Source organism: Vibrio sp. Y51_MX_L26 (assembly GCF_024181935.1).
GTDB lineage: Bacteria > Pseudomonadota > Gammaproteobacteria > Enterobacterales > Vibrionaceae > Vibrio > Vibrio diabolicus.
In genome coordinates, this window is record NZ_JAMZAS010000001.1 from 187,317 (window position 1) to 204,779 (window position 17,463).

At 43.4% G+C, this 17,463-nt stretch carries 20 protein-coding genes and 1 riboswitch; of the genes, 2 read left to right on the forward strand and 18 right to left on the reverse strand.

All coding sequences use genetic code 11. The features are described from left to right. Positions 1 to 100: 100 nt before the first annotated feature. The 10 genes from NL645_RS00790 to NL645_RS00835 all read right to left on the reverse strand — a co-directional run bounded on the left by NL645_RS00790 (position 101) and on the right by NL645_RS00835 (position 9,219). A complete protein-coding gene (locus NL645_RS00790; RefSeq protein WP_253650985.1) occupies positions 101 to 949 on the reverse strand; it encodes a patatin family protein in 849 nt (282 codons plus the stop codon). Between the two features lie 387 nt (positions 950 to 1,336). Next, on the reverse strand, positions 1,337 to 1,675 hold the full coding sequence (locus tag NL645_RS00795) for a hypothetical protein (protein WP_006741201.1): 339 nt from the start codon (positions 1,673 to 1,675) through the stop codon (positions 1,337 to 1,339). 631 nt (positions 1,676 to 2,306) lie between these two features. Then, entirely contained in the window at positions 2,307 to 2,738 is a 432-nt protein-coding gene (locus tag NL645_RS00800) for a YccF domain-containing protein (RefSeq protein WP_005373685.1), read from the reverse strand. A gap of 217 nt (positions 2,739 to 2,955) precedes the next feature. After that, positions 2,956 to 3,888 (reverse strand): Gfo/Idh/MocA family protein, encoded by a 933-nt coding sequence (locus tag NL645_RS00805; RefSeq protein ID WP_145534548.1) that lies wholly within the window; start codon positions 3,886 to 3,888, stop codon positions 2,956 to 2,958. Between the two features lie 123 nt (positions 3,889 to 4,011). After that, positions 4,012 to 5,667: a phosphoethanolamine transferase gene (locus tag NL645_RS00810; RefSeq protein WP_253650986.1), complete on the reverse strand. Its 1,656-nt coding sequence runs from the start codon at positions 5,665 to 5,667 to the stop codon at positions 4,012 to 4,014. A gap of 22 nt (positions 5,668 to 5,689) precedes the next feature. Further along, positions 5,690 to 6,046: a diacylglycerol kinase gene (locus tag NL645_RS00815; protein WP_012842368.1), complete on the reverse strand. Its 357-nt coding sequence runs from the start codon at positions 6,044 to 6,046 to the stop codon at positions 5,690 to 5,692. A 143-nt stretch (positions 6,047 to 6,189) separates the two neighbouring features. Continuing rightward, entirely contained in the window at positions 6,190 to 6,582 is a 393-nt protein-coding gene (locus tag NL645_RS00820) for a glycine zipper family protein (RefSeq protein ID WP_253650987.1), read from the reverse strand. A gap of 117 nt (positions 6,583 to 6,699) precedes the next feature. Continuing rightward, positions 6,700 to 7,995, reverse strand: a complete 1,296-nt coding sequence (locus NL645_RS00825) for an ATP-binding protein (protein ID WP_253650988.1) — start codon at positions 7,993 to 7,995, stop codon at positions 6,700 to 6,702. Continuing rightward, a complete protein-coding gene (locus NL645_RS00830; RefSeq protein WP_005396348.1) occupies positions 7,995 to 8,708 on the reverse strand; it encodes a response regulator in 714 nt (237 codons plus the stop codon). Before NL645_RS00830 ends, NL645_RS00825 begins: the two co-directional genes overlap by 1 nt. A 214-nt stretch (positions 8,709 to 8,922) precedes the next feature. Further along, positions 8,923 to 9,219 (reverse strand): isoamylase early set domain-containing protein, encoded by a 297-nt coding sequence (locus tag NL645_RS00835; protein WP_005396349.1) that lies wholly within the window; start codon positions 9,217 to 9,219, stop codon positions 8,923 to 8,925. A 284-nt stretch (positions 9,220 to 9,503) separates the two neighbouring features. On the opposite strand from NL645_RS00835, the gene NL645_RS00840 reads away from it, so the two are divergent. After that, a complete protein-coding gene (locus NL645_RS00840; RefSeq protein WP_253650989.1) occupies positions 9,504 to 9,884 on the forward strand; it encodes a hypothetical protein in 381 nt (126 codons plus the stop codon). Positions 9,885 to 9,969: 85 nt separating this feature from the next. Continuing rightward, complete coding sequence (locus tag NL645_RS00845) at positions 9,970 to 10,569, forward strand: thiol:disulfide interchange protein DsbA/DsbL (RefSeq protein ID WP_005396351.1); 600 nt, start codon at positions 9,970 to 9,972, stop codon at positions 10,567 to 10,569. A gap of 70 nt (positions 10,570 to 10,639) precedes the next feature. Here the strand turns inward: NL645_RS00845 and NL645_RS00850 are convergent, their stop codons facing one another. The 8 genes from NL645_RS00850 to NL645_RS00885 form a co-directional block, all read right to left on the reverse strand. Next, on the reverse strand, positions 10,640 to 10,885 hold the full coding sequence (locus NL645_RS00850; RefSeq protein ID WP_005373664.1) for a hypothetical protein: 246 nt from the start codon (positions 10,883 to 10,885) through the stop codon (positions 10,640 to 10,642). Positions 10,886 to 11,037: 152 nt separating this feature from the next. After that, the gene (locus NL645_RS00855; protein ID WP_005396352.1) at positions 11,038 to 11,481 is read right to left on the reverse strand and encodes a DUF3429 domain-containing protein; all 444 of its coding nucleotides are present in this window, start codon (positions 11,479 to 11,481) and stop codon (positions 11,038 to 11,040) included. A gap of 10 nt (positions 11,482 to 11,491) precedes the next feature. Next, on the reverse strand, positions 11,492 to 12,037 hold the full coding sequence (locus NL645_RS00860) for a glutathione peroxidase (RefSeq protein WP_043046033.1): 546 nt from the start codon (positions 12,035 to 12,037) through the stop codon (positions 11,492 to 11,494). Positions 12,038 to 12,141: 104 nt separating this feature from the next. Continuing rightward, positions 12,142 to 12,798: a 3,4-dihydroxy-2-butanone-4-phosphate synthase gene (gene ribB / locus NL645_RS00865; RefSeq protein WP_006741191.1), complete on the reverse strand. Its 657-nt coding sequence runs from the start codon at positions 12,796 to 12,798 to the stop codon at positions 12,142 to 12,144. 113 nt (positions 12,799 to 12,911) lie between these two features. Continuing rightward, positions 12,912 to 13,052: riboswitch (FMN riboswitch) on the reverse strand. Positions 13,053 to 13,156: 104 nt separating this feature from the next. Beyond that, positions 13,157 to 13,774, reverse strand: a complete 618-nt coding sequence (locus NL645_RS00870) for an acetyltransferase/hydrolase (protein WP_005396355.1) — start codon at positions 13,772 to 13,774, stop codon at positions 13,157 to 13,159. 117 nt (positions 13,775 to 13,891) lie between these two features. Next, positions 13,892 to 15,745: an MFS transporter gene (locus tag NL645_RS00875; RefSeq protein WP_253650990.1), complete on the reverse strand. Its 1,854-nt coding sequence runs from the start codon at positions 15,743 to 15,745 to the stop codon at positions 13,892 to 13,894. Between the two features lie 146 nt (positions 15,746 to 15,891). Continuing rightward, entirely contained in the window at positions 15,892 to 16,650 is a 759-nt protein-coding gene (locus NL645_RS00880; RefSeq protein ID WP_253650991.1) for a helix-turn-helix transcriptional regulator, read from the reverse strand. Continuing rightward, positions 16,651 to 17,289 carry an HD domain-containing protein gene (locus NL645_RS00885; protein ID WP_226420430.1) on the reverse strand — a complete coding sequence of 213 codons (639 nt, stop codon included), beginning with the start codon at positions 17,287 to 17,289 and terminating at the stop codon, positions 16,651 to 16,653. Positions 17,290 to 17,463: the final 174 nt, after the last annotated feature.

The following is a 17,463-nucleotide window of genomic DNA, read 5'->3' on the forward strand; positions in this document are numbered from 1 at the left end:
AACAGTTTTGAGCCTGACCATTGGGCTCGACCAGAAGCAAATACGATAATCCACTGCCATCGAATTTGCGTTAGCCACGTCTAATCCACGTGGCTTTTTTCTACTTCTGATTCCATCGCATGATGGCTTCTTTTCCTGCTTCAATACCTAACTCATAAGCTTGACGCAATGGTGCTGGCGAGCGACTCAATCGTTTTAATTTAAATGATTCAGGAGGACAAACTTGGATGATTTCGACTCCCGATGGTGGATTGTCGATCAGTGCTAAAGTTTGATTGTAGCGAACTTCACGCGTCAACATCGGCTCAATTAATCCTGGCGTTTCTTTCAACATCCGTTTGGTTAGTGCGCTGAACTTTCCTTTCGGCTTTTGATAGCTGGAGGGTTGACTGCGTAAAACCATAATCTTTTTGGCTCCTCGCTTTATTGCTTCTGCGACAGGAAGTGCATCAGAAACCCCACCATCAACGTATCGGGTACCGTTCAGTAAGACACCATTTCGGTAAAGTACGGGAAGTGCGCTGCTGGCTTTCATTGTTTCTGCGAGCTCGTCGACATTAGGAGTATGGTACTCGGCTTGGCCATTGTCTTGACGTGTTACGCCTAACAAGAAAGGTCTCGAATCCGCTTTTAGTGCGGACTTGTCGATGCCAAGCTCTTCGAGAGTGACGTTCCACATCCAATCTAAGTTCATCATATCGCCGCCACGTAGAATCTGAGATGGTGAGATGAATTCTTTCCTTAAACTGTAATCAAGATAGATTTTTAAGTTGCGCCCGGGCATTTTAGCTAAATACGCCGCCAAGTTACTTGCGCCCGCCGATACGCCCCAAAAGCTATCAAATGGAGAGAAATCGTTAGCGAGAAAATGATCGAGTATGCCGCAAGAAAATACACCTCGCATCGCACCACCTTCGACAATCAACGCACGCTCTCCTACTTGTTCCATCACTGTGTTCCGTTCTTTACCTATTGGATGAATAGAATGCAGCTTAACGCATAACGGTTTTATACCCAAGTGGTCCTAAGTGCTAGGGCATCTCCTTAAGTAAAAGAAAAGGGCATCGATGGATGCCCTTTTTATATTAAGCCTAGGGAGTTACAGGTTATTGAGCAGCTCATTTAGTGAAAGCGCACTGAATAAATATGTCACTCCCACACAGAAAGCGGCGCCTGTAATTCCGATACTGATCGTTGTTGTAATTAAAAGAAGTGTCATCTTAGACATACAAGATCAAACTCCTTTTTTATATTTAAGTGGGGCGTTGTGCGTCTGGTTATCGTTTTGAATCATGATGCAAGCGCCCTAAGTTTATTGTTCTAATAAAAGTGATGATCACTTGTCAAAAAAGCAGATAAATAGCACCCAAACTGTCGTTAATGCGAGCAGCGGAGTGAATACTTTCTGTATAGAGGCGCCATCGGTTAGGTTGTAGATTTTGATGGATTCGTTATAGAACGCCCGCTTGAACGCCTTAAAAGAAATATCATTTTTCACATGAGATTGTTCATAGTGTAGGTGTGCTGCGTCTGATAGTTGGTATTCTAAGTCTTGGAGTTCGTACTCTTTGTTAAGAAATGCCTCCCAAGCCGAAAGACGGGCTATCGTTTTTGGAGATTGATTACCCTTTAACTTCTCTAGACGTTTGGCATAAGCAGCTTGATATTTATCCACGGTGTATTCCTGTCTGAATAGACGTTGAGTTAGAACATTTGTAAAAAGAAAAACGAGCAAAAAAGGGGCTTTACGTTCTATGTCTGTGATAAATGCTAAGGAGCTCAATGGTCTATTTCTCTGATGTCGCGAATAATATTGATTGAACTTAAATGCGACAAACAAAATAATTTACTCAAGATAACAACGAATATTTGTTGCCTTTAAAGAAAAGCTATAGTGATGCGAAGTGGTGGCTTTGATCGGGAAGAAACCCGCTTTCGTAACGGCTTGCGTTTACTGAGAAAAAGTAAACGCTGGAACTATCGCTGGATTGGTGTGAGTTATTTATCGTCAAAAATCATTAATATCAACTATGCTTATAGTTCGACTTTTCGTAAATGAACTCAATTTAGATGAGCGGAAATAATACTGATTTTTGAGCGTGGGTGAGCTTGGAGGGTTAAGCTAATTCATTGATTAATAAAAAGTAAAGTAGTGCAGAGCTAGGGTGAACTTCAACTTAAAGGTGACGGTATGGATATACAATCAACCATTATTGAATATGCGATAGCGATAATAGGCTTACTTTTGACGGGAGTTGCCCTCTGAGCACGATTGCCCAGAGGATAGAAAGTATATTGGCTGTTTGTTAGCGGTTGATATTGTACCGAGCCATTGCAGCTTCTTCTGACGACACAACCGTTTTACCAATTGGTGCGAGTGAAATAACCGCAAGCTTCAGGTGTTGGAGTGCAAACGGAATACCAATGATGGTTACAAAACACGCTGCGGCGGAAAGTACGTGACCGATTGCTAACCAAAGACCTGCAAAGACAAACCAAAGGACGTTGCCGATAACGCCTAGAGGGCTCGTACCAATGTCCATTTCATTGGTCAATTCATCGCGTGAAATGGCTTCTTTTCCGAATGGGAAAAAGGAAAAATTACCCATAACGATACACGCACGCCCCCAAGGTATTCCGATGATGCTAATAAAGGCTAAGATACCGAAAAACCACCATAGCAACCCCATAAATACGCCACCAAATACAAACCAAATGATGTTACCGAGTGTTCTCATTCTATTTCCTTTACTCTTGAATATGACGATGCAGGTTCCTGAGGGTATAGTAATGTAAAACTAGAACCACTCCGTTAATAAACGTGATCCGTTCCCTCATTCACTTGCTTGATAGAATAGCCGCATAAGTATTAACAGAGAATGAATGACTCCCTGAAGCTACGTTTGTTTTAGTATAGAGCGTAATACTCGATTAAGCATATAGCCAAGAATTAAGCTACCTAGAGTTAACTTTCTCGATATATTGACAAATTTGCTCTGCTAACTGATGGCTAGCAATGTTGCGTTTCACTACTTCACTAGCGATTTTTCCAGATTCAACGACGTTAAACCAGTCTAGCAACATCGCATGGAAACCTTTGCTCGTCAGCATTGGCGTCCAATCTTTCAAATTGATTTTTTGCTCTTGGTTCGCTTGCCATCGTTTCCCTTCAACGAAAGAGTCGAATTCCACTGCTTTGTTAGCATAACAAGCTTGAACGCGCTCCATAGTCACACCGAAGTGACGATTCATCGAAGCGTGGAGTAAAGTATCTCCGTGTTGCCACTGAATGTCTAAACGCGCCAATTGGGCACCCTCAAGTTGATGCGTTATATAAGCCTCTTTTAAATCGGTCTTGGCTGTCACGTTAATACTGTCTAATGGGTGAATAAAATCATCAAATATAAAGGTACGAATATCGCCTGGTAGTTGGTGACGGTTCTTTTCCCAGCGTAGCGATTTTAGGTCAGAAATGTTGCCTTGCTGTACCTCTGGCATGTGTTGGTTGTAAAGCGGAATATGACGTCGGTTGAAGCCCACATAAAGTGGTTGTTTTTCTTTTTCGGCAATATCGTACAGTTTTTCCACGTCATCAGCATTGTCCGCTAATGGTTTGTCGACAAAGGTTGGGATTCCATGTTGCAAAAAGAATGCTGCGATTTGAGGATGTACGCTTGTTGCCGCATGAATCATGACAGCATCTACGCCAAAGTGCAGAAGCTGCTGGTAGTCTTGACAGGTCTCTGAGATTCGATATTGCTTAGCCAGACTCTCAAGTGCATTTGCGTTGCGGGTACAAAATACAAGTTCGATATTTGGAAGCTGAGTGATAACGGGAAGGTATGCTTTCTGAGCAATATCTCCTAAACCAATAATACCAATTTTCATCCTAGTCCTTATTTCGATGTATGGATGGCAGGTTGTAGTATAACGCTTGGCAAGCTGATGAGTTTAAATGCCTTGTTAGAAAAGAGCCTGACTCACATTTTGAGTCAGGCTTTGTTGGTCCACTTAGGAAGTCGTGCGGCAATCTTTGAATATATCCAACTTGCCGTCGTAGGCTTGGGTTTGTACATCCATAACGCCTAATAAAGAGTGGAACACGTTATCATGTGAGTACTGGCCTGCCTTTTGCGCTTCATTCGACAAACAGTCGGTGTTTATTTGTTTCACTTGCTTAAAGCCGGAAGATAGCCACATGAGCAAAGGAACACGTTTTTGGAAGTCTGGTGCAAGGCCGTAAGGCATGCCATGTAAGAACAATCCGTTTTCGCCTAATGATTCACCATGATCTGATACGTAGATGAGAGCGGTATTATATTGAGACTCTAATGCTTTGAGTTTGTTGATAGTTTCTGCCAACACAAGATCAGTGTAGCGTATCGTATTGTCGTACGTATTCACGATTTGTTCGACGCTACAGTTTTCTATATCTGCACGTGGGCAGTCTGGTTTGAAAAACGCTTTGTCTCTAGGATAACGCTGGAAGTAGGTAGGACCATGGCTTCCTATAAGGTGCATGGCGACAACGCGATTGCCGTGCATATCCGCAACTTCTTGATCAAAGTGATCTAACAGCGCCATATCGTAACAGGTTTGACCGTTACACAGAGGACTTGCTTGCTTTCGGTTAACTTCAATTTTCTTGATCTTGTGGGCGACTTCTTTGTCTCCGCCATCATTTTCTTTCCAGATGAGGTCAACTCCAGCGCGCTGCATGATGTCGAGAGCATTATCTTGGTTATCTGCCTTGGTCCGTTCAAACTCGCTTCGCGTGAGCTGAGAAAACATGCAAGGCACAGATACTGCAGTTGCAGTGCCACAAGACGCAACCTCTTGAAATGAAATCACATCCAGCTTACTGGTGTAAGGGTTTGTCTCTCGCTTATAGCCATTGAGTTGGTAGTTCTGCGTTCGAGCGGTTTCTCCGACAACAAACACCAGTAGTGTCGGCTTGTTCTGTGCTTGCTTTACTGCGCTATCTGACTGCTTTGCATCGATTCCAATCTCGCGATACGGCTCTGGCGTGGTGAAGTATTTCTCCTTTACATACCCAGTCGCGCTGTAAACGAATTGAGTGGGAATAATGATTTTTTTCAGATAGCTGTTATTGCGACCGACAGATGCATAGTCTTGGTAGTAAACACTGGCAATAACAGCAATTACTGCAAGAGATGACAACATCGACACCAACTTCGTGAGAGAAAAATACAGCAATTGGTTGCGCTGAGATTGCAACTTGACCTTATAGACAATCATCGCAGGGACGCCCCCCATAAGTAGCGTCCAGACTACAGAATAAGTACTCAGGTAAGAGCTTGCCTCGCTCGAATCGGTTTCAGCAATATTAGCAATCATTCCAGAATCGAAAAGCGTGCCATAGTTGTAACTTGCGTAGCTCACCATACTCGAAATTATGAGCAAAATAATAAAGAATGGCTTTCCAACCCAAGGCCAACTAAATAAGTTAAAAAGGAAATTGAGCGCGGCAAGAAAGAAAATGGGTATCGTAATAATAAAGCCAATTTTGACATTATCTAGGCTTGAAAAAATACCATTCAGCTCTTTGTAAATAGGAATGTTTACAACCAGCGCGAAATAGAGTGCCAACAAGAAAGTAAAGGTAACGTACGAGATACCTTTTTGTTGCAAATTATGTGTCTTCATAAGTAAATGTCTTGAATCAAAATCAGAGCAAGAACGAAGCCCAAACAAAAAGGGCAAGAGTGAGCGCAACAAATACTGCAGCCGAGCCGATATCTTTGGCTCTACCACTGAGCTCGTGCCAGTCATCGCTAACACGGTCGACAACCGCTTCTACGGCGGAATTAATAAGTTCGACGATCAGGACCAATAACAGGCTACTGATCATCAGTACTCTTTCAAATGTGGTGACTGGAAGGAAAAAAGCACAGACGGAAAGCACTAAGGCTAGAATCAATTCTTGTCTGAAGGCGGCTTCGTATTTCCATGCGGCTTTCAATCCCTGAAATGAATAGCCGGTCGCATCCATGACACGGCGTAGACCTGTTTTTCCTGGCTTCAAAATATGACCTTACTACAGCTTAATAATTTAGATTGTGCATCTATCCAAACGATGAAATGAGACTAATCGTTCTTGCGTGAAACATTTGTGAATGGCATTCATCACACAACGATATAGGGTTTGAATAAGAAAAAAGAGTTGAATTAATCAAGGTCGTAGACGGTATAGCCTTTATTCTGAAGGCATTTTCGCAGTACGAGAGATTGTGTCTTGGTGGAGTCATTGCTTCCACTCAACGCTCCGGCCCCTGCTCCTACAGCACCGCCTGCAGCGGCACCTATAGCAGCCCCTCCTATCCCGCTTTCTAGTGCTCCAGCTGCTGCCCCAATTAGTGCACCTGTAACTGCACCATTAGCGGTTTCAGATTTTGCAGCTTCCGTTTTGTCTACGTTGTCCGCATACCCTTGGCAATAAAGAAAATCTTGTTCATATTTAGCAGGATCAACATTGGTCATGTCGACAACAGGCTTTTGATTATAAGTACAAGCGCTAAGAGTAGAGGCAAGCGTCATAACCAGAATAAAAGGTTTGTACATGAGTATTATCCATTTGTTCTGTGAATTTATGGATTAAATGTACACTGTTTTATTGTTGGGCTCTGTCGCTGGAGTGTATTGAAGTGTCGTCTTCTGTAAAGGAGGAAAGACGTTAACTTAACTGTCTGATTTTGGAAGACGAAGTGTGAAGCAAGCACCACCAAGTGGGCTATGAGAAATCGAAACCTCACCATGTTGAAGTTCCATTATCTGCCTGACGATCGCCAAACCGAGCCCAAATCCACTCGTGTTTTTGTTTCGGGACTCATCCGCGCTATAAAATGCTTCAAAAAGGTGAGGCCAATGCTGCTCTTCTATACCTATACCATCATCATGTACATGGATTAAGCAGCTTTGCTGATCATTTTTTATCTCAACCATAATTTGAGTATTTGCGTATCGCATTGCATTGCGTAGCAGATTATCCAAGGCACGCTTTAGCAGTTTTGGATCGGCGAATGCGCGCGCGTTTTCAGAGTTTGTTTCATTGAGTGAGATTGATAATTTGGTCTCTTTTTGCCATCTCTGTTTTAACTCATTAACTAACTTGGCGAGCGCTACGTTTTCTGTTTGCAACGCCGTATCTGGGCGTTCCATTTTGGCGTAATAAAGCAACTCTTCAACCATGTCTTCCATCTCGTCAATGTCCTCGACGATACTACGTACATGCTTTTTCTGTTGTTCGGTTAATGTAGAGTCCGATAACAAGTCAGCTTGCCACTGTAAACGAAAAATAGGAGTGCGTAATTCATGCGCAACTGCATTGGTCAGCATTTTATTGCTAGTGATCAGGCGAGAAACTTTGTCAGCCATCGTATTAAAGCTTTTGTTCAGTGTCCCAACGGATTTGGCGCTTGAGGTGCTTGCTCGTGCTTTGAAGTTGCCTGAAGCAAACTCGACCGTGACTCTTTCTAACTCACGAATTCGACGACTCAAAAACCAGATCAGCAGTATGCAATACAGAGCAAATCCGGCTAAAAAGAATAACCATACAATGTTGTCATCAAAGTTAATCGCCTGAATAACTGAGCTATCCGGATCATCGATCATTTTGAAAATAGGGGTGTCCGCATCTAGGCGGAACCATATATCCCTTTCTTCGTCGTAAGCAACGTTAACAGAGGTTTCACTTTCAAATGCTTTTCTGATGTCCTCTGGAAGTTCTTCGAGCGCGTGAGGAATCAACAAGCGATGGCTGGACGTGGCAAATTGCTCAAGCTGTTGTTGAGTGTATTCTAGTCCGTGCTCTTCGTAGATAGGATAGATAAGATCGTGGAAAGCTTGACCTTCTTGCTCTTGTAGCAGGTAATCGTAATCTGTGTTGATCTCATAGACTAAGAATTCGTAACCCCACAAACTCACCATAAATAGAATGATAAGACCGACAAAGCTTTCCAGATAAATCCGTCTCATTATTCATTCCATGCATCAGGCATAAATAGGTAGCCTTTGCCGCGAACCGTAATGATTTTTTGTGGAGAGCAAGAAGCATCGCCTAATTTTTTTCTCAATGTCACAATACGGTTGTCAATGGTGCGATCTGTACCGTCGTACTCAATACCACGTAGTGTTTTCGTTAACCACTCACGTGAGAGTGTTTTTTCTGCGTGTGTTGCGAGAACCCATAATAAATCGAACTCACCGTCAGTCAGCGCAATTTCTTCCTGGTTCATGACGCATGATTTACGTAATCGGTTTAAACACAGCACTCCAATTTGTAGACCGTTTTCGGACTCGGTAGAGGCTGCCTCTTTTCTTCTCAATAGCATGCGAATGCGTGCCAGCAGCACGCGAGGTTTGATAGGCTTGGTAACAAAGTCATCGGCGCCAATTTCTAATGCGGCGACGTGATCGAAGTCGTCATCACTCGCTGTCAGCATCAACACTTTGCCTTTGTAGCATTCACGGATTTGACGACATACGCTCAGGCCGTCTTGTCCAGGTAGCATCAAATCTAACAAAACCACGTCTGGCTGTGTGTCAATAATCGCTTCCGGTGCGTCTGTCCCGTTGTCGATACATTTGACCTGGAAACCTTGTTCAACAAAATACTCTCCCAGCATAGCTTGTAATTTGGGATCGTCTTCCACAATGATTAAAGATGGTTTGACTTGTTGTGCGTTCATTTGAGTGATGTATACAATATTTAATATCACTGGAACTTAAACAAATTTACGAATTATTTCAAATAAAGCTTTCTCAGAATAAGGTTATCGGATGAGTTTATTCGATAAATACCCCAAGTAATGATTCAAACTTAATCATTAATCACATTTTGAAAAGTCTAAAAAAGGCGCAACTGTTGCGCCTTAATATGGAATATTAGGGTGAACTTACGTTTTATTCGGTGGTGCACACGACGCTGTTGTCGCTGCCAAAAGCATTGGGAACATAAGCGTCGGCTTGAGGATCGTTTTCCCACTTTGCATCATTGAGCAAGTAGCGGAACTGAACATTCTGCTCTTTAGGTAAGCGCGTTTTAAATTTAAATTGACGGCTTTTCTTCACTAATTTCATCGGTTCTGGCTGCCAGTTGTTAAAATCCCCAGCAATATGGATGGAGTCCCACTGGTCTTTATCTAGCTCGAACGTGACTTCAACTTCATCTTTTGTCTTAAAGAATCTCTTTTTAAGCATTGATCTTTCCTTGTTCGTACAAAAACTGCTCTAACTATTACTCGTGTTTCATAACGATTTCAAGTTTTATCGAATTGTCGCTGGTATCAGGTGAAGAACTATCTGAATGATGAATAGCTTAATCGCTATGAGTTCATGTGAGAGGGGAGCGGTATTGAGAAGCCTCAAGGATATGGAACCGTTAACGTACCAAGTTTTTAGGCGAGGCGGAACTCAGAGTCCGTATCTTGAAGTCAAATCGTTATCATGTATTATCTTAAATCACCATTTTTGTTGATGTAGCTATGTTGAAGTTTAACCGTACATTGTTGATCGCGATAGTTTGTTTAGCCGCTATGCTTTTGAGCAGTGTCGCTCCTATGGCAAAGGCTTCAGCCCCGGTGAAAACAATTGAAGTACGCGATACTATTGTTCAACAGGCTGCTCTGCACAAACAACTTGGCGTCAATGACGACTGCGTAGAATCACATCACGATGAGTCAACTATCAATAAGGTGCAACAGTCTCACACGAGTTGTAGCTCTTCCTGTATGGTCAAAATTCCCGCCAACTTATCTCAAAACGACTTACTGCTTCTTCCTTACAGCCTTGCATTGATTGATAGGCCTTTAGTCGAAAAAGTAGTGACAGTGATCACCAAGCTTTATCGTCCTCCGATTGTTTAATTCCTCATCTCAAATTACTTGGGATTTCCCCCCCTTTTTACCAAATGAAATGATTTGGCATTTGAATGCCACAAGGAAATAAACAATGAAAAAACTACTTGCCTTATGTAGCGCACTTTTACTGACTTTTACCGCTCATGCAGCGCAATTTGAAGAAGGGAAGCACTACAAAGTTCTGGATGTTAAGAAAGCATCGAAACCTGTTGTGACGGAATTCTTTTCTTTTTATTGCCCACATTGCTACAAGTTCGAGTCGCTTATTGAGCGTTTAAAACCTGCTCTGCCAAAAGAGGCAAAGTTTGAAAAGGTACATGTGGGGTTCATGGGCGGAGATATGGCGATTCCGATGGCCAAGTCCTACGCGACGATGGTGTCGCTCGGGGTTGAAGATACAATGATTCCTGCCATGTTTGCCCAAATTCATCAAAAGCGACAAGCGCCAAAAGATGAAGCTGAGCTGAAACAGCTCTTCGTTGATAATGGCGTAGAAGGTAAGAAGTTTGATGCCGCTTACAATAGCTTTGCCGTAAACTCAATGCAGAAAGGCTTTGACAAACAATTTGCAGCCAGCACGTTAAGAGGGGTTCCAGGTGTGGTTGTGAACAATAAGTACATTGTTTTGGCCAACGAAATTCGTACTTACGACGAGTACAATCAATTAGTTAATTACTTATTGACGCTGTAACTATAAATAGCATTGATGCTTAAAAATGGCGACGGTAGAGTCGCCATTTTTTATGCTTATCACTTTCGCATTATCTAAGAACGCTTGTGCATGCTTGAGTCGGAACACTAGTCATAAATATGGCATGCGGATAAAACAAGCTAGCTGCAGTGATTGCGACATTACATGGCTGAGCAATCGTGGTTTTAATCACATTGGTAAGCACGGCGCCTGTATTATTTACTGTTTGAGCGGCGGCTTGTTGTGCTTGGTAAGACACGCAACCTGTCGTTGCATTGATCATCGCAGTGCTAAACAAAAGTTTGCGAAAAAACATATTCATATCCTTTGTGAATGCTTTGAAATACTTATATGTGGATTGATTCATAAATAAAACAAAACAGTGTTCAAAATATGTGTGCATTCACGAAATGAACATTGTTTTATAAAAAGACGTTTTTTTGTGATCTTAGCACTGGACAGACCAGGTTATGAAACTAAAGCCAATCCGTGCATTACGATTACGCCGAAGGTCAGTTTGCTCCTCATTCCTTGATATCCCTTGGGCTCGGCGTCTTGTTCGACTTTCCTCACGAGTTTTTCTGCATACCAAACAGCAAGATACCCAATTGCTAAGAGTAGGGTAGCGACCGCGTAATGTTTGTGACCCTGCAGTAATGCGCCCCAAGCAAGTAAGACAAAAAGGTTGCTGAGAATTAATATATTTCTGCTAAGGCGGTGGTAGTAATGCTCAATGCCGTTACCCCAAAGGATGCCGGATAAAAAACTTAATATAACGGCGCTGTATGCGATGAAAAATTGCTGGCCACTTAAATTGAACAGTGAGATGTCAGTGAAAATCAGCCCTAAACTAAACACAAATGGAACCAGACCTAAGTAACCGAGTTGTAGCATGGTTGAGCGTGTTGTCATGGTCGTCACCTTACAATTGTTGCTCTATCATATTGGTAAGCGTAGTACTTGTCGGTGATGTGGAGCTTGGAAAAGTGGCAATAACTTTGCCTTCAGAGCTAATTAGAAACTTATAGAAGTTCCATTTTGGTTTGATGCCAGCTTGGTTAGTAATCTCGCTGAATACGGGGTTTGCATCTACGCCTAATACTGAGGAGCGAGCCATCATTGGAAAGGTGACCCCGTAATCGAGATAACAGACTTTCGCAGTGTTTGTTTCGCTTCCTCTATCCTGTCGGAAGTCATTGCTCGGGAAGCCTATAACGGTGAAGTTTTGGTCTTTGTAAGTTTGATAGAGGGTTTCTAACTGTTCGAACTGAGGAGTGAAGCCACACTGGCTTGCTGTATTGACGACTAGTAGTGTCTTTCCCTTAAAGCTTTCGCATAGATCGACTTCTTCTGTTGAGTTTAACAACCTTTGCTTACCTTGAAGAATATCAGGGCACTCAGATGCGAGAGCAAGCGAACTCATGGAGATAAAGCTAACGATAGCGGCGAGTTTCAGTAATCCTTTCATGGTGTTGTTCCCCTTGTTTCAATAAGTATAACTACTCAAGTGCAAAGAGGATCGATCAAAAAAGCCGCACAAATGCGCGGCTTCTGTCACGAGCTGAGATCTGATTATGCCAGTTTCAACTCGAACTGGTTGCGGTACATCACCATGTCTTCAATCGTCAGCACTGGCATGTTGTGCAGGCGACCAAACGCAACGATCTCTGGTGCTTTTGCCATCGTGCCATCTGGGTTGGTCACTTCACATAGTACGCCAGCGGGTTGAAGCCCTGCCATTTGCATCAGGTCAATCGTACCTTCTGTGTGACCACGGCGAGTCATTACACCACCTGGACGTGCGCGCAGAGGGAATACGTGACCCGGACGAGCAAGATCTTCCGGTTTTGCGTGCGGGTTTGCCGCCGTTTTAATGGTCGTCACGCGATCTGCTGCTGAAACTCCCGTTGTTACACCAACTTTCGCTTCAATAGAAACCGTAAATGCGGTTTGGTTTGCACTGTTGTTGTTTACCACCATTGGAGGCAGTTCCAGTTTGTCTGCTTGAGCATCTGTTAAGCACAAACAAACGATGCCGCTACATTCGCGGATCATCAATGCCATTTGCTCGTTAGTGAGGTGCTCGACTGAATAAATGATATCGCCTTCGTTTTCGCGATCTTCATCATCAAGAAGTAGTACGCCACGACCTTCTTTTAAAGCGATAAGTGCGTTTTCAACGCGAGTAATTGGGTCGCCGAATTCGGCAAGTAGTGATGACTGATTCATGGTTAACTCCTAAATTTCACCAGAATCAGGGCGGTATGAGAGATCGTCGTAAAATACGATCAAAAAGAAGTGCACCAGCACTCTTAGCAATCTGACTCGCTATGCTGGTGTATTCTTATTCTCTTTCATCCGGACTATAACCGTCGGCTCTGGCATCTCACCAGATCTGCTGACCTCGACGAATCGAGCGCTCGCGGGCTCACTTGAAAAAGTATACCGCCGGTGGGGAATTTCGCCCCGCCCTGAGAACAATTAAAAATGTGCCACTTCATCCAAGTTGTGAGGAAGTGGAGCTAGGATAGTACTGCGAACTGAATAGCTTGGAAAGTCGATTCCATCTGTATGATGGAAAAGTGTGCTATCGACGGAAATAATCTGTGCGAATAAAGTGATCAATCTGCTGCGGCACGAAGGTGTTGTAAATCAGGCTCGTATGCGTTTGCTTCACTTCGATATGATCTTGCATACCGTCCAGTCTTGTCTCTTCTACGGTAACGGTACCGTCCGACATGGTGTTGTCATTACGGATCAACAATGGGCGAGCGCCAATCGGCATCGTTCCTGCGATACTGCCGAGTTTTTGCGGAAAAGCCCACGCGTCATCATGTTTGTTTAATCCGTGGTGTGGCGAATTGCCTAAAATGGCACCCAACCCGAGATCTTGAATCCGACCTACTATGGACGCGCCTTTAAGAGGCGAACCGATAGCGACAACATGAGAGATTAAGCTAGTGCTCGGTTTTCTGTTGGCGAGATAGCGCTTAATCATCAAGCCTCCCAGGCTGTGCCCCACGAGCACGTTTGTGGTCAGTGGATTAAGCGAATGATCAATAGAATCAAACAGTGAAGACTCATCGATAGCAACAGTGTTATAGCTGAGTACTTGCGTTTCGTATCCGAGTTTTCGCAGCTTTTGGCTAAGAGGTTGCATGACCAGTCCATGCATATAAAGACCATGTAAGATGATGATTCTCATAATACCTCCTAGATTTATGACGTCGTAGATATCCTACTCTAATTAACAAGGAACTACTTGTGCTTTGTGGTGCATATTTACGTTTTGCTGCAAAGTTTGATCGGTATAGCAAGCGTATCAGCCCAGTAAATCCTGTACTTGTTGTTGCAATTGATGACGATTTAAAGAAGCTGGGCTTAACACTTCACCGATTACAACATCCACTTTTGACCAAAAACGAGTCGGTCGTTTTGTGAGAGCATGTCCGCCTTTGTGGCTGAAAAAAGAACCCCAAAGCCCTTTTAACGCCATAGGAATGACAGGAACAGGGTTACGTTCAAGGATTTTTTCCACACCAGGGCGAAACTCACCCAATTCACCGTTAGACGTTAAACGACCCTCAGGGAAGATACAGACAACTTCACCGTCGTTTAGCGCTTGTTCAATCTGCTCAAATGCTCGTCGGTAAGTATCGGCACACTTACGTGGGGAACAGATAGGGATAACACCGGCATGACGGAAAACATATTTAAGAACAGGCAGCTCGCTGATGGACTTGTCCATCACAAAACGAACCGGGCGAGTAGAGGTTCCCATCAAAATCAACGCATCGACATAGCTAACATGGTTAGCCACGATTAACGCAGCACCTTGTTCAGGAATATGTTGGCGCCCCTTTACTGACACACGATACATACAATGGCTGAGTAAATAACTGATAAAGCGTTGTGTAAATTCCGGTACTTGACGATAGACATAGATTGCCACGAAGAAGTTGCCTATTGCCATCATGGCAAACAGTTCCACAATAGAAAGCTCTAGTACGCTGAGTACAACGATCGAAACCAAAGCAGACACCACCATAAACAACGCATTCATGATGTTATTAGCAGCAATGGCACGTGCACATTCACCTTTGTTTGAACGCGATTGGATGAACGCATAAAGAGGAACAATAAAGACACCGCCGCTTACACCAACAAGGAATAGGTCAATCATGACGCGCAGATGTTTGGATTCGGCAACGAAGCTTTGCACATCATAGAAGTGCACCGGAAGTGATGGATAACTTGGGACTGCCCATAGCAAGTCGACGCCAAAGACTGTCAGACCAAGGATACCGAATGGCAAAATACCAAGCTCAACGTGGTTGAAAGAGAGCTTTTCACACAACCAAGAGCCTGTCGCGATACCAATGGAAAATAATGCCAACAGTAAAGAAACGACAGTGCTGTCTGCAAACAAATGTTCACGCGCAAAGTTAGGGAATTGAGTCAGGTAAGTCGCACCCATGAACCAAAACCAACTGATGGCTAGAATAGACATCCAAATGCCTCTCTGTTTTTTTGCCACTTTTAACGTGTTCTTTAAACCAGAAATCGGTTCAAATTTCGCTTTGTCATTCGATTGGCTAGGCATCGCTGGAATGTTCACACTGCTCATAAACCCAAGCAAAGACAAGGCAATCACGATACAAGAAGCAATCAAGGTACCATTAGGAATGGCTAGCAGGAGGCCTGCGCTAAGCGTACCTATAAGAATCGAAAGAAACGTGCCCATTTCAACCCAAGCATTTCCTTTAACAAGCTCATTTGGTTTGAGCGCTTGTGGTAGTAAGGCGTATTTTACGGGACCAAAATAGGCCGATTGAGTGCCTGTCATAAACAAAAGAGCCAGCATCAGCATGGCACTTTGAGTGGCAATAGCGGTTGCAGCGCAAGACATGATAGCCAGCTCGATGAGCTTTAGACGCCGGATTAATTTGGCTTTGTCCATGCTGTCAGCGACGGCACCAGCATGCGTAGAGAATAGAAAGAAAGGTAGGATGAATAAGCCTGCCGCCAAATTAACGAATAGATTGACGGATATTGGTAGGTTATCAATTTGGCTGTATGTCACCATCAACAACAGGACGTTTTTGTAGATGTTGTCATTGAGTGCGCCAAGGCATTGCGTCACAAAGTAAGGAAAAAAGCGTTTTGAGAAAAACATACGGGCCCCGATTAAACAAAGTCGAATGAGATGGGAGCACTTTATGCTCAATGAGCTATTAAACCAGCTTTCTCTTTCAAGTGACGTTTTATGCCACCAAAAGTAACGAAATTCGTTACTTTCATTTCCATTCGTTTATTGAGTTACTAATTACGAGACTTCTGAGTAGGTTTTCTTTCCCATGGTTCAAACAGAGGGAACGTCCAACGACGCATCGCAATAATCAGAGAGGTGCCGTGCTTTTCGTCCATATCGAGAGAGCTATCACTTTGGCAAGCCTGATAAAACTCATCGATGACCTTTTGCAGTTTCTGTTGCAGCTTCTTGTTGGTTGGTACGCTCATCAATCCTGTTGCCATGGATAACTGTTCATCTTCACCAGAAAAGTAGCTTTGGAAAAAGGCGTCTTGAACTTGCTGTTGGAAGAACCGTTGAATAGGGCCGCCCATCTGCCACTTAAATGTCGGAGATATACGCAAACGAATTTTGTTATTTGGCTGCAAGTCGATGATGTTCAGACGATCCAAATGAGCAAGCTTTTGTACCAGTTCCAACTCATTGAAGGTGTATTGCTGAACGATTTGTTCAAACTGATAGCCATTTACAACACAGATCGCCACGAGTAGCAGGGCTTTATCGTCAACCAACTGCTTTTCTTGCTCTAATGTTAGCGACTCTAGACCTTTATTGTGCGCAGCCGCGAGCTTAAACAGTTCCGCCATTTCTAAGCCAATCAATTGGCAAATTCGCTCTAAGCGCTCAAGGCTAATGTGTTGACCTTCAGCGAGTAAACGTTTGACGCTTCCTTCACTTAAATCAAGGTGTTGTGCAACATCGGCATAATGCAGCCCAGCTAACTTTAGTTGGCGTTTAAGCTCTTTAATTAACGTATAGCTTTCTGACATTTATGCTGTCACCTCGTCGTGTAATTGCTCTATATACGCTTGCATAAAGGCTTTGCGTTTTTGAGCTTCGCGTCTCGCTGACTCCGTGTTCATAGTTTCAGCGATTTTGAATAACTTGGTTTGAAAGTGATCCAGAGTGAATTGTTTATCGTCGAGCTCTCGCTGTTGAGCAAAGATGTCTTTGTCATCGTAAAGTTGCGCATCAAACTCAGTGCTCACTTGTATACAGCGAGTAATGCCAATTGCGCCTAAAGCGTCCAGACGGTCGGCATCTTGAACGACTTTTGCCTCCAATGTGTTGGGTCTGATATTAGCGCTAAAGCTGTGTGCTTCTATCGCATGGGCAATGGCATCATGGTATTGCTGCGGATAATCGATACTTTCTAAAAACGCGACCGCTTTTTTGGCTGCAATGATTGAGCTCTGCTTGCGGTTGGGATGATCTTTCGGATAGGTAAAACAATCATGTAAATAAGCGGCGGGAAGCACAATAGATAAGTCGGCGCCTTCTTCCATAGCCAGTTTTTTTGCGGTGTTTACGACCCGTTGAACATGGCTTATGTCATGCGCCGCATCGACTTGCATCTCTTGCTGCATAAATTCCAAAAATTGCGATTCTATCTGGCTTAATAAGGTCATGAGTTATATCTACAACTAAAGTGAAGGCAGAAGTATGCCGAACGCAGAGAGGAATTTCCAAGTTCGATAGTGTAATTGAGATTTAGCCATCAGAACCTTATGCAACTTAGTAAGTATCGGGTCATCTTAAATAGCATTTTTGTGCGCTCGGTTGGCTACTAAGGTCGTAAGACA